The organism is bacterium, from assembly GCA_035505375.1.
In the GTDB taxonomy this organism is placed as follows: Bacteria; Hydrothermota; Tepidihabitantia; order Tepidihabitantales; family Tepidihabitantaceae; genus UBA2258.
The window spans coordinates 14,282-34,914 of sequence record DATJQV010000073.1 but is presented as its reverse complement, the minus strand read 5'-3'; the positions used below and the strand labels follow the sequence as shown (position 1 = coordinate 34,914).

The window sequence follows — 20,633 nt, the reverse complement described above, 5'->3', positions numbered from 1 at the left end:
GGACGAATCACGAAGCCATAAGCACCACGGTTTGACCGCTACTGCGTCACTGCTATCATTACCGCCAGAATGAGTAGTGTTCCAGTGGCAAAGCGTTCCGGCGGTCGAGTGCTTCGGACGGCCTTATCCTGGTGTTTTGGTGTCTTGGTGGTCGTTCCGGCCCTGCTCCTGTTTGCCTGCGGTGCGAAGCTGCCCCGGTTGAGGCAGGCGCTGAGCGATCCGGACCCGGCCAGGCGAATCGCCGCAATGCAGGCACTGGCCGAGGCCAAGGACACGGTTTCCGTTCCGCCCATAGTTGAACTGCTGAAGGACACCCTGCCGGACATACGCAAGCAAGCCGCGACCAGTCTGGGTGCTATCGGCGACCGCCGTGCCTGTCAGCCGCTGGCTGAGTTCTACGATCACGAGCAGATAGAAGACGTCCAGGATGCCGGGGCCCGGGCGCTCATCCGACTCGGCAGCTTCTCAGTCGAACCGCTTGTCGGCCTGCTGAGCTCGGCCCGGCCGGTCGTGAGGTCGGGCGCGGCACGGGCGCTCGGCAAGATTGGGACAAGAAGCGCGGTTGACCCGCTCATGTCGCTTCTGCGCGACCGGGACCCGGATGTCCGGATGGATGCGATCTTCGCCCTGCGCCAGATTGGAGACGCGCGCGGCATGGAAGCAATCGCCTCGATGGTACAGGACACCAATCCTGACGTACAGAGCGCTGCCGAACAGGCCTTGAGCGGCCAGGGAGCCCAGGAGCAGTTGAACCAGGCCAAGGGTTTGATACGGCGGCTGCCGTATCCGTGATTCCTCAGTTACAATCCCGCAGTAGATGAGTCGCAAAGAGCCGCAGGAGAGCAAGAAAGGCCGCGCCAGTTCGAGACGAGGCCCGGTCAGGCGTTTTGCAGGCACCATTGCCGGCGTCGTGCTCTTCGTGCTTGCGTTGCCGTTCCTTTTGCTGGCCGGCTGGGGGCTCCTGTTCAGCGCGCCGACTCTGGCAGTGGTCGCATTCACCGCTGCCTGGGTCTTGTTCCCGCTGTTCAACCGCATCAAGGCGGTGCGGGTGCTCAAACTCGGCGCTTCGTTCGTCCTGATCCCGGCCGCACTGGCGCTTGCGCCGCTGATGATGCATGAGGTAAACCAGAAGGTCGCCGAACTCAGCCTGAAGCCGAGACGCGACATCAGGGCGTTCACCCTTCAGGACCGGCTCGGCATCTACGGTCTCAACATCGTGATGGGCGTGGTCGGATACCCGTTCTATCCGGAGGCGTCGAAAGAAACGTTGCTGATGGTATTTGACCCCGGGCCAACGGCTCGGCGGGTGTTCTACTCCGACTTCGGCCTGGGCTCGCGCAGAGTGAAGTCGCGGCTCAGAGATTTCCTGGCCAGCCTTCGGTCGGACGACACCACCTCATCTCGTAAGTACGGACCGACCATGGTCCAATGGACCCACTCCGACTACACTTTTACTCGGCCCGAGGCTCGGTACGCGCTGGCCCTCAACCAGACCTGGCTGACCGCGAAGGCCGAGCGCTGCGGGCAACGGTGGCGGATCGATGTGCGCGACGCCATGGATGTCAGATACGCGGAGAGCGCCTACGTCACGCTGGTCAGCCGACCGCCGTTGGCCATGGAGGAGGGATTGTTCTGGGTCCTGCAAGACTGCGGCTGGCTCCATCCCTACACTGCCGAGTTCCGGTACAGCGTCTACAGTGATGACCCGAGATTGAACTGACACTGATGGACTTCGGACTGCTCGGTTCGACCCCCTCCCTCTTGTTCCCTCCCCCTACAAGGGGGAGGGAGAGGGTGAGGGTGAAGACGACGGCCGCCTGAGGTAGGAGCAGATGGATTTCAGACTTCTTACTCTCGCCGACAAGCCGTTCCTGGACATGGCCCTTGGCACCAATCCGCCCGAGATCTCCGAGCTGACGTTCACCAATCTGTTCTGCTGGCAGGCGAAGAGGAGGATTTGGATAAACCGGAACTCAGAATCCAGAGACCAGAATGCAGAACCGGGGGAATGGAATCGGGCACAGGCCAACGGACAGGACAGGATAGGGGTTGAGGATTTGAGGGGTCAAGTGGGCGAATCTGCCGGGGTCGAAGGGCTGGTGCTCCTCTGCGAGGAGCAAGGGCGGCGCTTCTTTCTGCCACCGGTCTGCGCCTGCGACGTCAAGAGCGTGGCTCAAGCAATGTTTGAGCACGCTCAGGCTGCCGGGTTCGAGCCGGTGATGGAGCGTGTGCCGGAGGCCATGGCCGAGGAACTGGCACGCTCGGGGTTCAGGCTGGAAGAGGACCGGGCAAACTGGGACTACGTTTACCTTGTGTCCGACCTGGCCCGGCTCGAGGGGCGGCGCTACGATGGAAAGAGGAACTTCGTCAAACAAGCGCTGGCGAGCTACGGATGCGAATACCGCCGGATCACTGCCGAGAACGTGTCGGACTGCCTGGCCATGGAGACCAGTTGGTGCAATCTCCGCCACTGCGAACTGGACCCCGGACTGGAGGCAGAACAAAGGGCGATTGCTGCATGCTTCGGGAACTGGGCTCAGTTCCCACTGATCGGCGGGGCGGTCCGGGTCGACGGCGCGATTCAGGCATTCTCCATCGCGGAGCGACTGAATCCGACCACGGCGGTCGTACACTTCGAGAAGGCCAATCCCGAGCTGCGTGGCATGTACCAGCTCATCAACCACTGGTTCGCGCAGAATGAGTTGTCCGGTTTCACCTACGTCAACCGGGAACAGGACCTTGGCATCGAAGGCCTCAGAAAGGCCAAGGAAAGCTACCACCCGCACCACATGGTGCGCAAGTTCACCGTCCGTCCCTGACACAGGGCCACCCCGGTTTCAAACGCGGCGTGCGAGGCAGGGGAAGGCGTGATTCCGGAGGCCTTCGGACGGATGGAAGCGTCAAGGCATTCTCGCGCAGAGAGAGAGAGAGAGAGAGCTAAGCTCAGGTTCGTGAGCAGGTTATGACAAGCCGCGACTTGGTGCGTCTCGTCGCGGCTCGGGTTCGCTGCTCGTTGACATAGGCACAACTAGACCTACAATCTACGCGAAAACGCTGACAGGGAGCGGCGCGGGCCGCCAACCAAACAGCGGCGCTGAGTGGCAGCAAAGTCAGAACCTTGCTGGGGGCGCGTATGTCAGACTATGCTCGTGGCAGCGATTGCCGTTACTCCTTCTCCTCCTACAGGCTCAAGAACCTGAAGCCACTGCTGTGCGCGCTTGCGCTCAGCGTGAGCATCGGTCGGTCGCAGTGGCTGGAGACCACTCTGACCGTTCCCGACTCGTGCGGCGGGATGCTGTCCGTGTGGTGCTTCGCCTACGACTCAGTGGACAACAGGACGTACGTCGGCGGCGCAAAGGGTGTAATTGCCATAGACGGCGCAACAGACCAGAAGATAGCGCGGATTCCTTTCGGCACGTGGAACTCCGCCATCTGCTACAATTCCCACGACAACAAGGCGTACAGCGCCGACGGTGCGTCCGACGACGTAGGCGTGATTGATTGTGCGACGAACTCAGTCGCCGCCACTGTCACCGTCGGTCAAGGCCCCGTGGCCCTATGCTACAGCCCGCTGCACAACCGAGTCTACAGCGCGGACAACGCCAGCGGTACGGTAAGCGTGATTGACGGTGCGGACAACTCGCTTATCGCCACGATAGCGGTCGGAAAATGCCCACAGGCCTTGTGTTACAACCCTCAAAGCGACAAGGTCTACTGCGCCAACGACAGCGCGGGCACTGTAACCGTGATTGACTGCGCGACCAACGGCGTGGTCGCAACTGTGACAACGGGGAGCGCGCCCAACGTGCTCCAATACGATGCGCACGACAACAAGGTCTTTTGCGCGAACTACCACGGCAACAACGTGACCGTGATCGACGGGGCGGGCGACTCGGTTATCGCCACGATAGCGGTCGGAAAATACCCGTGGGCCTTGTGCTACAACCCTCAAGACGACAAGGTCTATTCCGGGAGTGAAAACGACGGCACTGTGACGGTGCTAAACGGGGCGACTGACTCCGTCATTGCCACCGACACGGTGGCGACGACGTGGTTGGCTGCCCTGTGCTACGACCCGCTGGACAACAGGGTCTATTGCGCGAGTGCGAATCTGCTGGCCGCGATTGACGGCTCAACCAACTCCGTCGTCGCCAAGATTTCTCTGTACGAAGACCCGAATGCGAGACCGCGTGCTCTCAGCTTCAACCCGCGGAACGACGAGGTCTACTTCGCGAACGACTACGGCAATGCCACAGTCGGGGGTTACGGCAGCGTGGATGTGATTGACTGCAAGACGGACAGGCCACCGGTGACGACTATCTATATGGGAGACCAGACCATGTCGCTCTGCTACAATGCACAGGACGACAAGGTCTATTGCGCGGACTACGGCCACGGGGCCGTGACGGTAATGGACGGTGCGACCAACTCCGTCATCACCGGCGTCAAGACCGGGGCCAGTTCGTGGGCCTTGTGCTACAACTGGCGTAACAACAAGGTCTACTGCGGGTGCAGGCTCACCCCTCAACTCATGGTGCTTGACGGCGCTACCAATCAGGTCATCGACAGCGTCCACGAGAAGTGCGCCTACAAGGGCCTCTGCTACAACACGAGAGACAACAAGGTCTACATTGCCATCGGGTCGCAGTTGGTGGTGATGGACGGAGCAACGGACGCTCTCGTCAAGGGAATCGCGTTCCCGAGCAATGGACCGCTCTACTACAACTCCGCGAACGACCGGCTCTACTGCATAGGCTCGAACAACGCCGTAGGTGTGGCCGATGGCGCAACGGACACAATAATCGCAAACGTACCCGTAGGGGCCAACGCGATTGCCCTCTGCAGCAACTATCCGCCCAACAAGGTCTACTGCTCAACCCCCAATAACACATACGTAATCGACTGCGCGACGGACTCGGTGACAAACGTCATCAAGGTCGGGGGGCAGCTCTGCTGCAACATCCAGAACGACCGAGTCTACTGCGCGTACACTGACAGCAGCCATAGAGGCTTCGTGACCGTGATTGACGGCAGGACGGACTCGGTCATCGCGACCGTCGCCGCCGGATACGGCTCATCGCTTCTATACTACGACGTAACGAACGACCGGGTCTACCGCGTGAATGACGGCGGGCAAGACGAGACCGGTGTCATCGACAGCGTTACAGTAATCAACGGCTGGGACAACAAGGTGCGCCGCTCAATCGCTGTCGACGCTGACCCCAATGCTATTGAGTGGAACATGGCCCAGAACCGAGTCTATGTTGCCAACAAAATGGGCTCCAGCGTTTCAGTGCTGCGAGACTACCAGGGCCCGCCGCTGGGCGACCTTGACGTTGACCCTGACTCGCTCAGAGTAGTGGCCGACACCATCCGACTCAGAGGCGCGGGTTCGTATGCGGTCGGCGAGTTTGTGCTGGTCAACACCAGCGCGTCGTTCAACCCGGACCCTTCCGACGGCCCCAGCCAGTCGCCGATAGATTCCTTCAACTACTCCTGCTCGCTCAGAGGCCCGCGTGGGACGCTCGATAGCATCATCATCCCGCATCTGTCCGACTCGCTGGTCGTGGGCCAAGGCATTGTCTGCTCGCTGTCGGTCTACATCCCGCCGGCGATGCGGAACGGCACCTATTCGGGCTGGGTCAGAGTGGCTGGTCGGGACACGGCGGGCATGGTCGTTGAGGCGAGGTTCTGCGCGCTCGTCAAGCAGCTTGGTGACATCGACATCGACCCCGACTCGCTGGACGTGGTCGGCGACACGATTCGGGTCCGCTCGCAGTCAGGACTGACGCGGGACATGACCGAATTGTCTTCAATTCGGATCGTGTCCCAGGTCCGGACCAACGCGGCAGCCGCGGCAGTGGCGCGCGGGTCCGCTCCATCACATGTCGGTCTCAGTCCGGCACGCAGCCCGGTGCAAGTCCTGCAACCCGGACTCAACCAGACGGCCGGCCGGAACCTGACCGGGTATGAACTCGGGCGGTTCATCCTGGTCAACACGAGCGCGTCGTACAACCCGGACACGTCCGACGGCCCAAGCCAATCCCCAGTGGATTCTCTGCGCTTCACCGGTTCGCTCACCGGGTCCGGCGAGACTCTCGACAGCATCCGCATCTTCAACCTGCCGGAGTCGCTGGCGCAGGGGCAGGCCGTTGTCTGTACCTTGGCTGTCTACGTGCCGGACAACCTGCCCAACGGCGACTACTCAGGCCCGATTACCATCACCGGTATCGATTCTCTCCACTACGAGATTGCGGCGACGGCCTACGCGTTCCTGCAGAAGCATAACGCAGGAGGACCACTCGGAGATTTGGACGTGGACCCCGACTCGCTGAGCGTGAAGCATGATACCATGAATCTGCATGCTCAGCCCGCGGGGCCAAACTACTCATCAACCATCAAGGCTGAGTTCATGCTGGTCAACACGGACAGTGCCTACAACCCGAACAAATCGGATGGCCCGAGCCGGTCGAAGCTCAGACAGGTTAAGGTCGAGGCTAAGGTTGAGGCGCAGAACAAGACCACAAAGTCCCGGTCCGCGTTTCACTCTTCTGACTTCACTCTTCACTCTTCGTCCGTAATGGACAGCGTGTACGTGCTCAACCTACCCGATTCGCTGGCGGTTGGACAGGCGGTTCAATGTACGCTCGCGCTAGTCATTCCGACGAGCGAGTCGCTCGGCAGCCACTCGGGCTGGGTTGTAGTCAGCGCCATGGACACGATAGGCTATCAGGTGCAGGATAGCTTCTTCCTCAAGGTGACTGGCCCGCAGCCGTGGAAGAACCTCGATTCGTTCCGGGTAGCGCCGATTCCGTTCAAGCCGCATCAGAACCCGGCGCACGACGCCATTCACTTCTGGGGTCTACCCGCCGGTGCCCGTGCTATCGTCTACGATGCTTCAGGACAGTCGGTCTGGAGCGCGACTGCGTCAAGTGACGGCCAGCTCAAGTGGGACGCCAAAGTGGCCAGCGGCATCTATGTGTACCTGGTCGTCTCGGCGGACGGCAAGAGCAACAAGGTCGGCAAGCTATCGGTGATACGCTAGCTGAGGACAGATGACGCGGGGCGCTGGTCGGCAGGTTGACATCCTGGGAGTCAGTTCTATCATGTACCCGAGGAAAGCGATGACCATCTTCGCGTTCCGCCTGCCAGCGTTTGATGTTGGGCTTGCGTTCTTCCATTGGAGGTGTCCATGAGAACACCAGTGTTAGCATTCTGTCTGGGCTTGCTGCTGGTCGGCGTCGCGCAGGCCGACTCGCTCAACGTGCGGTTCGTCGGCGGCTACGAGTGCGGCATGACGTCCGCAGACCACGTGGCGCTCGACTCGGCCAGAAACCTGGCGTTTCTCGGGACTAACCGCTCTGTAAGAGTGGTGGACGTGAGCAATCCTGGCTCCCCGGTGGAGCTATCACGAGCGTGGGTGAATGACGAGGTTCAGGGCCTTAGTTATCAGAACAACCTTCTGTTTGTCGCGGATTACGGCGCAGGATTACGCATATTCTCAGTCGCCGACCCGGCACACCCGGTGGAGCTCGGCCACTACACCGACTCGGTCCGTACGATTATGGTAGCTGCCAGCGGTGGATACGCATACATCGTAGACGTCGGTGGCGTGCTGCGAGTCATTTCGATTACGGACCCTGCACACCCGGTTGTGGTCGGGTTGGACTCGCTACCGAGCTACGTCAGTGGTCTAGGTTGTCTAGTCGTCGTTGGAGACCTTGCCTATCAAACGACCGGCAGGACCGGACTGAGGGTGATATCGGTCGCGGACCCGGCAAACCCGGTTGATGTCGGCTCTTGCGATACTCTTGGCAACGCTGGCGCACTGGCGGTCGCCGGAGGCTTTGCCTATGTTGGGGACGGCGACTCCAATAGACTGGAGGTCATCTCCGTTGCCGACTCGTCTAATCCAGTCGTGGTCGGTCAGTGCCGCACGCGCGGCGCTCCAGTCAGTGTGGCCTTGTATGGAAGCTACGCCTGCGTAGCGGATAGCGGATTGACGGTCATCTCGGTGTCTGACCCTGCGCATCCGGCTGAGGACGGACACTGCGCAGTGAGTACTTGGCGGCAGGTAGCCGTGCTTGACGGGTACGCTTATGTCCCGGATGAGGGCCGCGAGCTCTACGTTGTGTCGGTCATTGACCCGGCGCACCCCGCGGTGGTCGGGTTGCTTAACACATACAGTAGCCCTTCGGGTGTAGCTGCTTTTCGAGGCCATGCCTACCTCGTCGGCGACTCTTTTGGGTTGAGCGTCATGTCGACGAGCACTCCGGCCTATCCTTTTGAGGCGGGAAAGTGTACGATGCCGGTCTGGCCGTTGGGCGTGGCTTTGTGCGGAGGTGGCAAGTATGCCTACGTCGCAGATCGCGACTCCGGGCTGCGGGTAGTCTCGATTGCTGACTCGTCGCATCCCAGAGAGGTCGCGTCCGTCAACACGTACTACGCAAACGCCGTCGCCCTCGGCGGTGACTATGCGTACGTGGCAGACGACACGGCCGGATTGCGGATTGTCTCGGTAATGGATCCGACGAATCCGGTTGAGGTCGGGCACTGGCACTACAGTACGCCGGGAGAGGCCTACGGCTTAGCCGTGTCTGGTGACCTGGCTTTTCTTGCCAGCGGACGAGGCGGGCTGAGGATTGTCTCGGTGGCGGACCCTGCGCACCCGGTTGAGGTGGGTTACGACGACAGCATGCCGGGAAAAGTCTATGGCGTGGCTGTGAGGGGAGACTTTGCTTGCGTTGCCGGAGATTCCGGACTACGGGTGATTTCGATCAATGACCCAACTCACCCGGTCGAGGTCGGCTTCAGTGATACGCTGGGTTCAGCAACGAGCGTAGCGATGACCAGGGACAATGCTTATGTCGTGGCATCCGGCAACTTGTGGGTGATGTCGATTGCCGCCCCGGCGCATCCGGTGGAGGCCGGGTTCTATGCACTCATCGGCAATGCGTGGTCTTTATCGAACGATGTGGCCCTTGACGGGGGCTACGTCTACGTCGTCGACAACCGTTCGATGAGAGTACTCCGCTTCTACGGCGATCCCGCGGAGCAGCTCGGCGACCTAGATGTTGACCCCGACTCGCTTGAGGTGTCTGCCGACACGCTCCGACTGGGAAGCTCCGGTGCGAACCGTAGCGGCGCGCTTGTCCTGGTGAATACCACCGCGTGCTACAACTCGGACCCAAAGGACGGACCGAGCTTGTCCTCGGTAGGCTCACTTCACGTCACCGGTTCGCTTGCGGGTCCGGGCGGGACGCTGGACAGCATCCTCGTTCCGAATCTGCCTGAATCGCTGTATCAAGGTCAGACTGCTGTCTGCACGCTCTCGGTCCACGTGCCGTCGGGACTGCAGAACGGCGACTATGCCGGGTCAATCACGATTACCGGCAGGGACGTCAACAACGTGCCGGTCGATGTCACCTTCTACGCACTCCTGCAGGTGAATAACCCGCTGGGGCCGCTTGGGGACTTGGATGTAGACCCCGACTCGCTCGGCGTGGTGCATGACACCATGAACCTGCACACTAACCCGGCAGGGCCAAACTACTCGTCAACCATCAAGGCCGAGTTCATGCTGGTCAACACGGACAGCGCCTACAACCCGAACAAATCGGATGGCCCGAGTCGGTCGCCCCTCAGAGAGGTTAAGGTTGAGGCCAAGGTTGAGGCAAGGATGGGAACCGCCAAGAAGGATGTCATTCCGACCGGAGTGAAACGGAGTGGAGGAATCTCTCAGAAGACAACCGCGGATGACGCAGACAGTATCTATGTTACCAATCTACCAGAGTCCCTTGCAGTTGGACAGGCGGTTGCGTGTACGCTCGCGCTAGCCATACCAACGAGCGAGTCGCTCAGTAGCCACTCGGGCTGGGTTGTGGTCAGCGCCATGGACACGATAGGCTATCAGGTTCAGGATAGCTTCTTCCTCAAGGTGACTGGCCCGGAACCGTGGAAGAATCTCGACTCATTCCGGGTAGCGCCGATACCGTTCAAGCCGCATCAGAACCCGGCGCACGACGCCATTCACTTCTGGGGTCTCCCCGCGGGTGCACGCGTCATTGTCTACGATGCCTCAGGACAATCGGTCTGGAGCGCGACTGCGTCAAGTGACGGCCAGCTCAAATGGGACGCGAAGGTGGCCAGCGGCATCTATGTGTATCTGGTCGTCTCGGCTGACGGCAAGAGCAGCAAGGTCGGCAAGCTGTCGGTGATACGCTAGCTGAGGACGGATGACGCGGGGCGCTGGTCGGCAGGTTGACATCCGGGGAGTCAGTTCTATCATGTACCCGAGGAAAGCGATGACCATCTTCGCGTTCCGCCTGCCAGCGTTAGAGCTTGGGCTTGCGTTCTTCGATGGGAGGTATCCGTGAGAACACCAATTGTGGCATTCTGTCTGGTCCTGCTGCTGGTCGGTATCGCGCAGGCAGATTCGCTCTACTTTCGGCAGGTCGGCCATTGGGGCGGTTCACAACTGGTTGGCGTGGCAGTCAAGGGGGAGTATGCCTTCGTTGTGGGACTTTCGGACGACGGGTATGATGGACTGCACGTTCTCTCTCTGGCTGACCTTTCTCACCCGGAGGAGGTCTGGCGGTGTTCCACGATGGCCGTATCGCGCAATCTTGCGGTAAGCGGGGAGTACGTCTACTACGCGGATGACACGGCAGGGATGCGGATCTTTTCCGTTTCCAACCCGGCGAACCCAGTTCAGGTCGGCTGTTGGAAGCACGAGGCCTGGGATTTGGCTGTCGGCGCGGAATGCGCCTACGTCATTGATTCCATGGGGCTAAGTATCGTCTCAGTGGCGGACCCGACACACCCGACCGAGGTCGGGCGCATCAACGACACATCGGGTCTACAGATGTGGGAGCAGGTAGAAGTTGGTCAAGAGCACGCCTACGTCGCGTCGCGCGCGAGCGGCTTGCACATCATCTCGATCGCGGACCGGGCGCATCCGGTTGAAGTGGGGAAATACACGCCCGGCCCTGTCTACGGCGTTGCGCTGAGCGGTAGCCTTGCGTATGTCGGGTGCCAAGGAAGCTTCAAGGTAGTATCCGTTGCCGACCCGTCGAATCCGGTCGAGATTGGGTCCCTCGATTCGACACCCTTCAACGGCTGGGGGATGGTGCTGAGACGCGGCTATGCCTTTGCTGCCGGCGGCATGTCCTCTGGGCTGTGGGCCATATCCATTTCAGCGCCGACCCATCCGACCCTCGCCGGGTACTACGGCGGCGGGTTTGGTTGGTGCTCCCTCGTGGGGCACGGAGACTATGTCTACTACTGCGGACTTGGGTTTCAGATGTACCGGTTCTATCAACTCGGCGATCTTGATATCGACCCTGACTCGCTGGACGTATCGGCCGACACTCTCCGGCTCAAGGGCGCGGGTTCGTGGGCTCGCGGCGAGTTCATCCTCGCCAATACGAGCGCAGCCTACAACCCGGACACCAGCGACGGGCCGAGCGTGTCTCCGGTAGCTTCACTGAGATGCACCGGTTCGCTCACCGGGCCAGGCGGGACCATCGACAGCCTCGTCATTCCGAGTCTACCATCGTACCTTGCGCAGGGCCGGACTGTAGTTTGCACACTTGCTGCGTACGTACCGGTGGGCCTCAGGGATGGTTACTACACCGGCCAGCTTTTCATTAGCGGCAAGGACACGGCAGGCCTGCAAGTCTATGAAAGCTGCTACGTCTCCGTCAGGAAGCTGGGCGACCTCGACGTGGCCCCAGACTCGCTTAACGCAATAGCCGATACTATTCGAGTTCGACCCCAATTGGTCTCAGCCGGGCCCCCGCCGAAGTACACGGAGTACGCTCTCGGCGAGTTTCTCCTTGCTAATACGAGCACATCCTACAACCCGGACACTTCCGATGGCCCCAGCCATTCGCCGGTGGACTCCCTGCGCTTCACCGGCAAGCTTGCCGGGCCGGGCGGGACGCTCGACAGCATTCTCATCCCGAATCTGCCCACGTCGCTGGCACAAGGCCAGACCGCGGTCTGCACCCTGGCCGTGCTCGTTCCGGCGGAGAAGAGCAACGGTGACTACGCGGGGGCCATTACGATCTCGGGCAAGGACACGGCGGGGTTTCTGATTGGCGTGACGTTCTATGCGCTTGCGAGAAAGCTCGGCGACCTGGATGTGGACCGTGACTCACTGAGTGTAGCTCATGACACGATAGACATGCACACCCAGCCGGCAGGACCGGTCTATCATCCCTACGCCAAAGCTGAATTCATGCTGGTCAACACCAGTAGCGCCTACAACCCGGATAAGTCAGACGGCCCGAGCCGGTCGCCGCTCACGATAACAGGATATGGTTATCGTGAAGATAGAGTGGTGAATAGAGAAGAGAGAAACCCGAACTCCGGACTTCACTCTTCTAGCTTCACTCTTCACTCTTCTGCTCGTGGAGCAGCCATTCACCCTTCACAATTCACTATTCACTCTTCTTCTAGCGCCGACAGCACTTACGTTCTCAACCTGCCTGAGTCTCTGGCAATAGGGCAGGCGGTGAAATGTACCCTCGCGCTAGTCATACCGACGAGCGAGTCGCTCGGCAGCCGCTCGGGCTGGGTTGTGGTCAGCGCCCTGGACACGGCAGGTTACCAAGTGCAGGATAGCTTCTTCCTTAAGGCGCGCGGTCCGCAGCCGCGTCAGAACCTCGACTCGCTTCGAGTCGCGCCCATACCGTTCAAGCCGCACACGCATCCGGAGCAGGATGCCATCCACTTCCAGGGGTTGAGCGCAGGGGCGCGGGTGACTATCTACGACAACTCAGGTCAGTCGGTCTGGAGCGCGGTGGAACACGGCGACGGGCATCTGGAGTGGGATGCCAAGGTCGCCAGCGGTATATATGTCTACCTTGTCGTCTCGGCAGACGGCAAGAGCAGCAAGGTCGGGAAACTATCCGTCATCAGATGACGGAATTCCCAATTCTCAATTGCTAATGCCCAATCAATCAGGAAATGCCCAAGGTCTGAATGCCAGTTGGTCATTCGCCCATTGGGAATTGATTAGGAATTGGCAATTAGTCATTAGTGATTTGAGACGCGGAGCTAAGGAGACAACGTGAAACATACGGCTGTGCTTCTGTGTCTGGTAGCTCCCGTGCTGGTGTTGGCCAACACTGGAGCGTCGTTTCTCAAGATCCCGGTCGGGCCGCGGGTGTGCGCTACCGGCGAGGCGGCTGTGGCCTACATCGACGACGCCTCGGCCTTGTTCTACAACCCGGCCGGGCTGGCGAACGTGCCCACGTTCAGCGCCCTGTTCGCACATAACCAAGGGTTCCTGGACATGAACCAGGAGTACGTGGCCGGTGTGTGCGGCTTTGAGGGACTGGGTAAGTTCGGGCTTGCGCTCGACTACTGGGGCTCGGGAGAGATTCAGGGCATCAACATCCGAGGCGAGACCGTGCCCGGCTACGTGTTTTCAGCCGCAGACTGGTCCCTGAACCTCGGCTATGCCCGGAGCTTCTCCGACCTGTCAGTAGGGCTCGGGCTTGAGTTTGTCCACGACCAGCAGGAGAGCCTCTCGACCTCGGCCGTGGCCTTCGACGCGGGCGCGATGTACGAGACACCGCTGGAAGGCCTGCAGGTCGGTGTCTCGGTGTCGAACCTTGGGACCAAGGGGACGCTGTACCAGGAAAGCTACTCATTGCCCTTGCAGGGCCGCCTGGGTTGGCGCTACGACCGGGGCATCATCGGAGTCATGCAGGACTTCATCTTCTCGTACGAGGGACTAGGCGGGGACATGACCCAATCGTCCTCGATTGGGATCGTGTCCCAAGCCCCGCCCGTGGGCATTGCGGCCGGAGTCGAGTGCAGGCCCGTCTCAATCCTGGCTATCAGAGTCGGCTATCGCACCGGGTCAGACTATGACGGGTTCTCGGGCCTGCGGGCCGGGCTTGGCGTCTCCTGGCATGGCATCGGCGTGGACTACGCCTATGCGCCCTACGGCAAGCTCGGCGCGTCCCACCGCCTCGCCATCTCCTACCACGGCCCGGCAGCGGCAGAGACAGACGAAGAGTAGCGTCCGATGCTTGAGGCCAGAACCCGCAAGCTGCAGGCTGTCCGAATGGTCGTCGCGACGACGTAAGAGGTAATGTACAGAGGAGGATAGATGGCCTGTACTAGATTCCGGACGTTCTTAGTGCTGTGTGTTGCCATAGCGCTCGCGGTGATGTCTTCCTGCAAGAGGAACCACCCGCCCGATGTGCCGGCCGTGCTGGCCGGCCCCGACTCATGTTTCACTGATACTACTTACGCCCTCATGGCAACTACGACGGACATCGACGGCGACAGCGTGCAGGTGCGCTTCGACTGGGGCGATTCCACCTTCTCAGACTGGAAGGGCTGGTTCCCCAGCGGCGATACGGTCGCCCTGGCGCACGCGTGGACCGACACTGGTTCCCACAAAGTCGCTGCCCAGGCGCGGGACCAGAAGCTTCTCGCCTCCAATTGGTCGAGCGGGCTCACCATCCGTGCAGTGCATCACCGTCCGTCGCACGCGCCCGACCGGCCGACCGAGCCGACCGGCCCCAGCATCGTCGGACGCGAGACATCCTGCGTTTTCACCACGGCGGTTACCGATACGTATATAATCCCCGTGGCCGTCAGGTTTGCCTGGGGCGATGGCGACACTTCTGCTTGGAGCGCGTTCGTGGCGTCCGGCGAATCGGTCACGATGCCCCACCTTTGGGCCGTGCCCGACACCTACGCGATAAGAGCCCAGGCAAAGGACACCAGCAGCGTGCTTTCTGAATGGTCCTACCCTTGTAGCGTCGTGGTCCGACCGCCCGATACACTGAGCAAGTGGCGTTTCCGTTTGGCTACTGGATACGACATGTCCCTGCTCTCGTCGCCGGCCATCGCCCCTGACGGCACCATCTACATCGGGTCACCGGATGGAGCATTGTACGCACTCAACCCGGACGGTGCGCTCAAATGGCGCTATCCCGCCGACGTGAACGACCGGTCATCACCCGCCATCGCCCCTGACGGCACCGTCTACATCGGTTCAAACGACGGCCACCTGTATGCCATCAACCCCAGTGGCGCCCTCAAGTGGAGCCACCAGTTCGCAACAGCAGACGCCGTGTCGTCACCCTCCATTGCCCTTGACGGCACGGTCTACTGCGCCTGTGGGTTCGACCTCTACGGCGTGATCCCTGACAGCGGCGGCGGTCTGCGCGTAGCGACTCTCGACTCCAACACGACGGCGTCGGCTGCGGCGATTTCGGCTGACGGTATGGTCTGCCTCACGGACAGGGCCGGCGGCGTGCACGCGCTGTACTCGGATTTCGTAAGCAAGTGGGCGTGGTCTGGTACCCACGGACTCGACCTTACCGACCTAGCTGTCGGAGGCGACGGCACCATCTACTTCGGATGCGGGCAAGCCTACTGGTATGGGCTTTACGCCGTGGAACCCGTGGGCCAGTGGATATGGGGCGCATCCCCAAGATGCGGCGTCAAGTCCGCTCCTGCGGTCGGCCCTGACGGCACCATCTACTTCGGGGCGACGGACCACAATCTCTACGCCGTGAACCCCGACAGCACGCCCAAGTGGCGGTACGCGACCGGCGGTGAAGTTGACGCCGGCCCCGCAATCGCGGCGGACGGCACGGTCTACGTTGGCTCGAACGACGACTACCTCTATGCCGTCAACGCCGACGGGAATCTCAAGTGGCGTTACGAGACCGGCGGAAAGATAGAGGCAGCGTCGACCATCGGTACGGACGGGACAATCTACTTCACCAGCGACGACGGGTATCTGTATGCGCTCAAGGGTTCCAGTCCGCTCGCCAGTTCTCCTTGGCCCAAGTTCCACCACGACCTCCAGAACACCGGCCGAGTTCCCGGAGATGCTCGCTGGACTCGCATGGACACGGTTGGCAGCCCTATTCTCGCTCCCGACAGCTCTGGCTTCACTATCCATGTCGCAAACGCCGGGAACAAGGACGTCACCATTGGCTCGCTCAAGACTCACTACTCGACCGGCTTTGCCTGGATGCGGGATTTCCTTGCCGATAGTGTACACGGATTCGGCTATCCGATTCCGAGCGGACGGCGCGGAACCTGGTCCGGCGACACCATACGATTCACACCTATTACCGTCGCGCCGAACCGGACCCAAGTGGTCGATCTTCAGTTCCTTGATTTCCACGTCGACTCGCTGGGGGCAGACACAACCACGAAGGTGGTCCGCGAGTTGTTCCGATACCAGTTTGAGGACGGCTCAAGCATACAGGTCCAGCCATGAAACTGAGTATGTTGCAGGACCAGGCTCCGGTAGCCCGAAGGAGGCCAAATGGCTCGAACTGACGCCCGACCGCTACTTCTGTTTTTCGCTGTCGCAGCAGTGCTGGTGGCCTCTTCCTGCAAGAGAAACCACCCGCCCGATGTGCCGGCCGTGCTGGCCGGCCTCGACTCCTGCTTCACTGACACGACTTACTCTTTCATGACCACTGCGACCGACCCTGATGGCGATAGCGTGCAGGTGCGAATCGATTGGGGCGATTCCACGCTGTCGGACTGGGGAGGCTGGTTCGCGAGTGGAGACACAATCTCCCTTACTCACGCGTGGTCTGGCGTCGGCACTCGCGACATCAAGGCCCAGGCGCGGGACCAAAAGCTTGCCAGTTCGAACTGGTCGGGTGGACTCGCCATGCGGCTGGTGAGTTTCCATTTACCCCACTCGCCCTACACGCCGGCCGTGCCGTCAGGGCCATCCGTCGGCGGACAGGATTCCATGTACTTCTTCGTAACCACCGACTCCCATCCTGACCGTATCCCCGTCGCAGTGAGGTTTGCGTGGAGCAACGGCGATACTTCGGCATGGAGTAAGTTCGTGGCCTCGGGGGAGTCGGTGCGGATGAGCCACGCGTGGCACGACACCGGCTTCTACGCGGTGGCGGCGCAGGCAAAGGACACGAACGGCGCGTTATCCTCGTGGTCGGAGCGACATAGCATCACAGTGCATGCGCTGGACTTGCTGCGCAAGTGGCGCTTTCGCGTGGCTACCGGCAACGACCTGTCCCTTGCCGCATCACCAGCCATAGCTCCAGACGGCACCATCTACGTCGGTTCACCGGGCAGCGCGCTGTGCGCGGTCAATCCTGACGGTACGCTCAAGTGGACCTACCCGGCCGACGCGAACGCGAAGTCGTCACCGGCGGTCGGGCCCGATGGCACCGTCTACGTGGGTGGCAACTACGGCACCCTGTATGCCATCAGTCCCGATAGTGGTGCCCTGAAATGGAGCCACTCCTTTGCCGTGGGCGTCCCGGTGTCGTCCCCTTCCATTTCGAGTGGGGGGGCGGTTTTCTGCGGTTGTGAAGACCGTTTCAGCTCTCTGACCCATAACGGCGGGTACGTATCGGACTTTCAAACCGACGAACACAGCGTGACGGACGCGGCCGCAGCGATTTCGGATGATGGCACGGTCTACATTGCTCAGCAGAACGGCACCGTGGGCGCGTACAGCACAAACTGCACGCGGAGATGGAAAATCCACACTCACGCCGTCAGCCCTACCGACCTTGCCATCGCAGGCGACCTTTCAGTCTACTTTGGGTCGGAACAGAGTCCGTCATTCACCGATTTTGCGGCTCTCTACCATGACGGGGCTTCTCAGTGGGCCTACAGCGCGGGCGTCGACGTACATTCCGCTCCGGCAATTGCGCCGGACGGCACTGTCTACTTTGGGTCAACGGACAACTGTCTCTATGCCCTGAATCCGGACAGCAGCCTGAAGTGGCGGTATCAGACCGGCGGCGACGTCAGCTCCGGCCCTGCAGTCGCGGCGGACGGCACAATCTACGTCGGCTCGAACGATAGTTGTCTCTACGCGCTGAACGCGGACGGGACCCTCAAGTGGCGCTACCTGACTGGCGGGCGGGTCGAAGCAGCGCCGACCATCGGCACAGACGGTACTGTCTATTTCATCAGCGACGACGGTTATCTGTACGCGCTCAACGGTACGAGCCCATTGGCTGCTTCGCCTTGGCCCAAGTTCCACCACGACCTTCAGAACACCGGACAGGCCACCAGCGGGTTCTCGACTCACGTAGACACGGTCGGCGACCCCGTTCTCGCTCCTGACAGCTCGGGTTTCACAATACAAGTCGCCAACACCGGGAATACTCCGCTTACCCTCAACTACCTGTGGTACAACATTGCGCCGCCCTCTGCATACATGCGGGACCTTCTTGTCAATGGGGCGCACGGATACGGATACCCGATACAGAGCGGGCAGCGTGGCTCCATACCCCCCGATACCATGCGGTTCGCTCACGTCACTATCGCGCCCAATCGGGCGCAGGCGGTTGAGTTCGGATTCCTCGACTTCCACGTAGACTCACTGGGTCTGGGTACAACAACCAACGTGGCCGGGAAGGATTTCGGTTTCTACTTCATTGATGGCTCGGCAATATCGGTCAGGCCGTGACCAGTCGGTCGCGGGGCCACAGTCTTGGGCCAGCAGGTTGGCAAGGTCATGGTGACGAGGTGAGCGACAGAGGACAGTAGACAGCAGGCAGTAGACAGCAGGCAGGGTATGGGCGGGCGAGAGCCCGCCCTTGCGTTCATGCCGGGCGCGCGGGCGGAAAGTTTAGCCTTTGGATATGAGCCCATGGAGCCAGGAAGTCACCTAACTACTTGAACAATAAAGCGCTAGGTCGCCTCTCCGGAAGTCCCCTCCCTCGCCCGGGGGATTGCCCCGCGGATAGTAGACAGGATTCAGTAGACAGTAGACAGGGAGGTTACCTCCACCGCAATTCCCGGATGAACCTCCACCGGAATTCGCCGGGTTGCTTCATCGGTTGCACTCCGCGTTACCTTCCGGGTTAGTCCGTCGGTTGGTCTGCCCGTTCCTCTCCGGGTTGGTTGGAGCGTTGCGGCCCGAGTAAGTCCGCGGGTTCCTGTCCGGGTTGCTCCCGAGTAAGCTCCGACCGTTGCTCTCCGTTTTGCCCGGAGAATAGCTTCCCGAGCTGCTCTGCCCGCTAGGAAGCAGACGCCCGCCGACAGGTTTTGCCGGCGGGCGATGTTGGTCTGGAGCTAGTCCTCGACTTTGATGGCGCTGGACGGGCAGTCTTCGGCGGCCTGCTGCACGCAGTCCTCGGCACCTTCGGGAATAGCGTCGACCTTGATTGTGGCCGTTTCACCTTCGATCTCGAAGATATCCGGGCAACTGCTGACACACAGCTCGCAGCCGGTGCACAGCTCTTTGTCGATAGATGCTTTCATAGTGACCTCCGTTCAAGGCCGGTTGGTAACGCCCGACCGGCGCTTATTGTCCAATTCAGCGCTTCAATCTAATGGCAGAAACCGGTTTGTCAAGACTTGTTTTGGGCCGGATTCGGACATCAACCACAAAGACACGAAGTCACAAAGAGGTCAGGAATCGGAATCGGAGTCCGGTTTCGTGTCTTTGTGTCTTGCCGGCGAAGTCCGTCCCCCGTTTCCGGTCGCGGCTGCTTCGGGACGGGTGAGGAAGGAGTGAACGAAGCTCTCTATGTGCCCGTCCATCACCCCGACGAGGTCGTGGGTTGTGTAGTCGGTCCGGTGGTCCTTCACCTGCTGGTAAGGGAAGAAGACGTAGGAGCGAATCTGGTGCCCCCAGGCGATTTCGGTCTTGGCCGCGTCGAGCTTCTCGCGCTTCTCGTCCTGCTCGCGCTTGTGGAGGTCGTAGAGCCGGGAACGGAGGATCTTGAGGGCGTTGGTCTTGTTCTGGAACTGCGAGCGTTCGTTCTGGCAGACGACCACGATGTTGGTCGGGATATGGGTGATACGCACGGCCGAGCTGACCTTGTTGACGTTCTGGCCGCCGTGGCCGCCGGCGCGGAAGGTGTCGAACTTGAGGTCGCTCGGGTTGATTTCGACCTCGATTTCTTCGACTTCGGGATAGACGGAGACCGCGGCGAAGCTGGTGTGCCGCCGTTTGGCCGCGTCGAACGGCGACACCCGGACCAGGCGGTGGACGCCGATTTCGGATTTGAGCAGGCCAAAGGCGTATGTGCCGCTGACCTCGATCGTTGCTTCTTTGATGCCGGCGACGTCGTTGGGCTGGAGGTCCAGTACGTCATACTTCAGCCCCTGCAGTTCGATGTAGCGGGTCAGCATCCGGTAGAGCATTTCGGCCCAGTCGCACGACTCGGTGCCGCCCGCGCCGGGGTGAATCGAGAGGATGGCCGCGCGGGAATCTTCCTGAGTGCGGAACATCGCCCGCTCTTCGAGCGCCTCAAGTTCGTGGCCCATGGCCTCAACCTGCGCGCTCAGTTCTTTGCGGGCCGCCTCGTCCGATTCGTCGAAGAGGTCCATCAACTCGGTCGCGTCTTTGATTTCGGAAGCGAGCTTGTCCACGCGGCCGAGCATGTCGTTCAGGACCGCGATGCGCTGCATCGTGGTCTGGGCGCGCTCGGCCACGCTCCAGAAATCAGGTTGTGAGCTGGCTTTGGTAAGCTCGGCTAGTTCGACCCGTCGCCCGGGCAGGTCAAAGAAACTCCTGCAGCTTGTGCAGGCGCTCGCCCAAGTGAGCGAGCTCCGGCGCTGCGGCTCGGGAGTCCCCGGTCATCAGGAGTGGTTCCCGGCAAGGAGCCCTGACCCAGCACAAAGGCACGAAGACACGAAGT

At 61.0% G+C, this 20,633-nt stretch carries 10 protein-coding genes and 1 pseudogene; 9 read left to right on the top strand and 2 right to left on the bottom strand.

Annotation, left to right across the window (positions count from 1 at the left end; translation table 11 throughout):
* The first annotated feature begins 69 nt into the window (after positions 1 to 69).
* The 9 genes from VMH22_11585 to VMH22_11545 all read left to right on the top strand — a co-directional run bounded on the left by VMH22_11585 (position 70) and on the right by VMH22_11545 (position 18,451).
* On the top strand, positions 70 to 792 hold the full coding sequence (locus tag VMH22_11585) for a HEAT repeat domain-containing protein (protein HTW92338.1): 723 nt from the start codon (positions 70 to 72) through the stop codon (positions 790 to 792).
* A 25-nt stretch (positions 793 to 817) separates the two neighbouring features.
* Positions 818 to 1,720: a hypothetical protein gene (locus tag VMH22_11580; GenBank protein HTW92337.1), complete on the top strand. Its 903-nt coding sequence runs from the start codon at positions 818 to 820 to the stop codon at positions 1,718 to 1,720.
* Positions 1,721 to 1,832: 112 nt separating this feature from the next.
* The gene (locus VMH22_11575; GenBank protein ID HTW92336.1) at positions 1,833 to 2,819 is read left to right on the top strand and encodes a phosphatidylglycerol lysyltransferase domain-containing protein; all 987 of its coding nucleotides are present in this window, start codon (positions 1,833 to 1,835) and stop codon (positions 2,817 to 2,819) included.
* A 314-nt stretch (positions 2,820 to 3,133) separates the two neighbouring features.
* Positions 3,134 to 7,045 (top strand): YncE family protein, encoded by a 3,912-nt coding sequence (locus tag VMH22_11570; GenBank protein HTW92335.1) that lies wholly within the window; start codon positions 3,134 to 3,136, stop codon positions 7,043 to 7,045.
* 147 nt (positions 7,046 to 7,192) lie between these two features.
* The gene (locus VMH22_11565) at positions 7,193 to 10,225 is read left to right on the top strand and encodes a T9SS type A sorting domain-containing protein (GenBank protein ID HTW92334.1); all 3,033 of its coding nucleotides are present in this window, start codon (positions 7,193 to 7,195) and stop codon (positions 10,223 to 10,225) included.
* Positions 10,226 to 10,372: 147 nt separating this feature from the next.
* Positions 10,373 to 12,928 (top strand): hypothetical protein, encoded by a 2,556-nt coding sequence (locus VMH22_11560; GenBank protein ID HTW92333.1) that lies wholly within the window; start codon positions 10,373 to 10,375, stop codon positions 12,926 to 12,928.
* Between the two features lie 147 nt (positions 12,929 to 13,075).
* On the top strand, positions 13,076 to 14,035 hold the full coding sequence (locus tag VMH22_11555; protein HTW92332.1) for a PorV/PorQ family protein: 960 nt from the start codon (positions 13,076 to 13,078) through the stop codon (positions 14,033 to 14,035).
* Between the two features lie 90 nt (positions 14,036 to 14,125).
* Positions 14,126 to 16,264 (top strand): PQQ-binding-like beta-propeller repeat protein, encoded by a 2,139-nt coding sequence (locus VMH22_11550; protein HTW92331.1) that lies wholly within the window; start codon positions 14,126 to 14,128, stop codon positions 16,262 to 16,264.
* Positions 16,265 to 16,312: 48 nt separating this feature from the next.
* Entirely contained in the window at positions 16,313 to 18,451 is a 2,139-nt protein-coding gene (locus tag VMH22_11545) for a PQQ-binding-like beta-propeller repeat protein (GenBank protein HTW92330.1), read from the top strand.
* A gap of 608 nt (positions 18,452 to 19,059) precedes the next feature.
* Here the strand turns inward: VMH22_11545 and VMH22_11540 are convergent.
* Together VMH22_11540 and prfB are read right to left on the bottom strand one after the other, a co-directional pair.
* Entirely contained in the window at positions 19,060 to 19,248 is a 189-nt protein-coding gene (locus VMH22_11540; protein HTW92329.1) for a ferredoxin, read from the bottom strand.
* Positions 19,249 to 19,491: 243 nt separating this feature from the next.
* Positions 19,492 to 20,514 (bottom strand): annotated as a pseudogene (gene prfB, locus VMH22_11535) (peptide chain release factor 2).
* Between the last annotated feature and the right edge of the window lie 119 nt (positions 20,515 to 20,633).

Excerpts from the sequence above, each read along its gene's own strand:
- VMH22_11585 (HTW92338.1), top strand. The coding sequence starts at position 70 with ATGAGTAGTGTTCCAGTGGCAAAGCGTTCCGGCGGTCGAGTGCTTCGG.
- VMH22_11580 (HTW92337.1), top strand. The coding sequence starts at position 818 with ATGAGTCGCAAAGAGCCGCAGGAGAGCAAGAAAGGCCGCGCCAGTTCG.
- VMH22_11575 (HTW92336.1), top strand. The coding sequence starts at position 1,833 with ATGGATTTCAGACTTCTTACTCTCGCCGACAAGCCGTTCCTGGACATG.
- VMH22_11570 (HTW92335.1), top strand. The coding sequence starts at position 3,134 with ATGTCAGACTATGCTCGTGGCAGCGATTGCCGTTACTCCTTCTCCTCC.
- VMH22_11565 (HTW92334.1), top strand. The coding sequence starts at position 7,193 with ATGAGAACACCAGTGTTAGCATTCTGTCTGGGCTTGCTGCTGGTCGGC.
- VMH22_11550 (HTW92331.1), top strand. The coding sequence starts at position 14,126 with ATGGCCTGTACTAGATTCCGGACGTTCTTAGTGCTGTGTGTTGCCATA.
- VMH22_11545 (HTW92330.1), top strand. The coding sequence starts at position 16,313 with ATGGCTCGAACTGACGCCCGACCGCTACTTCTGTTTTTCGCTGTCGCA.
- VMH22_11540 (HTW92329.1), bottom strand. The coding sequence starts at position 19,248 with ATGAAAGCATCTATCGACAAAGAGCTGTGCACCGGCTGCGAGCTGTGT.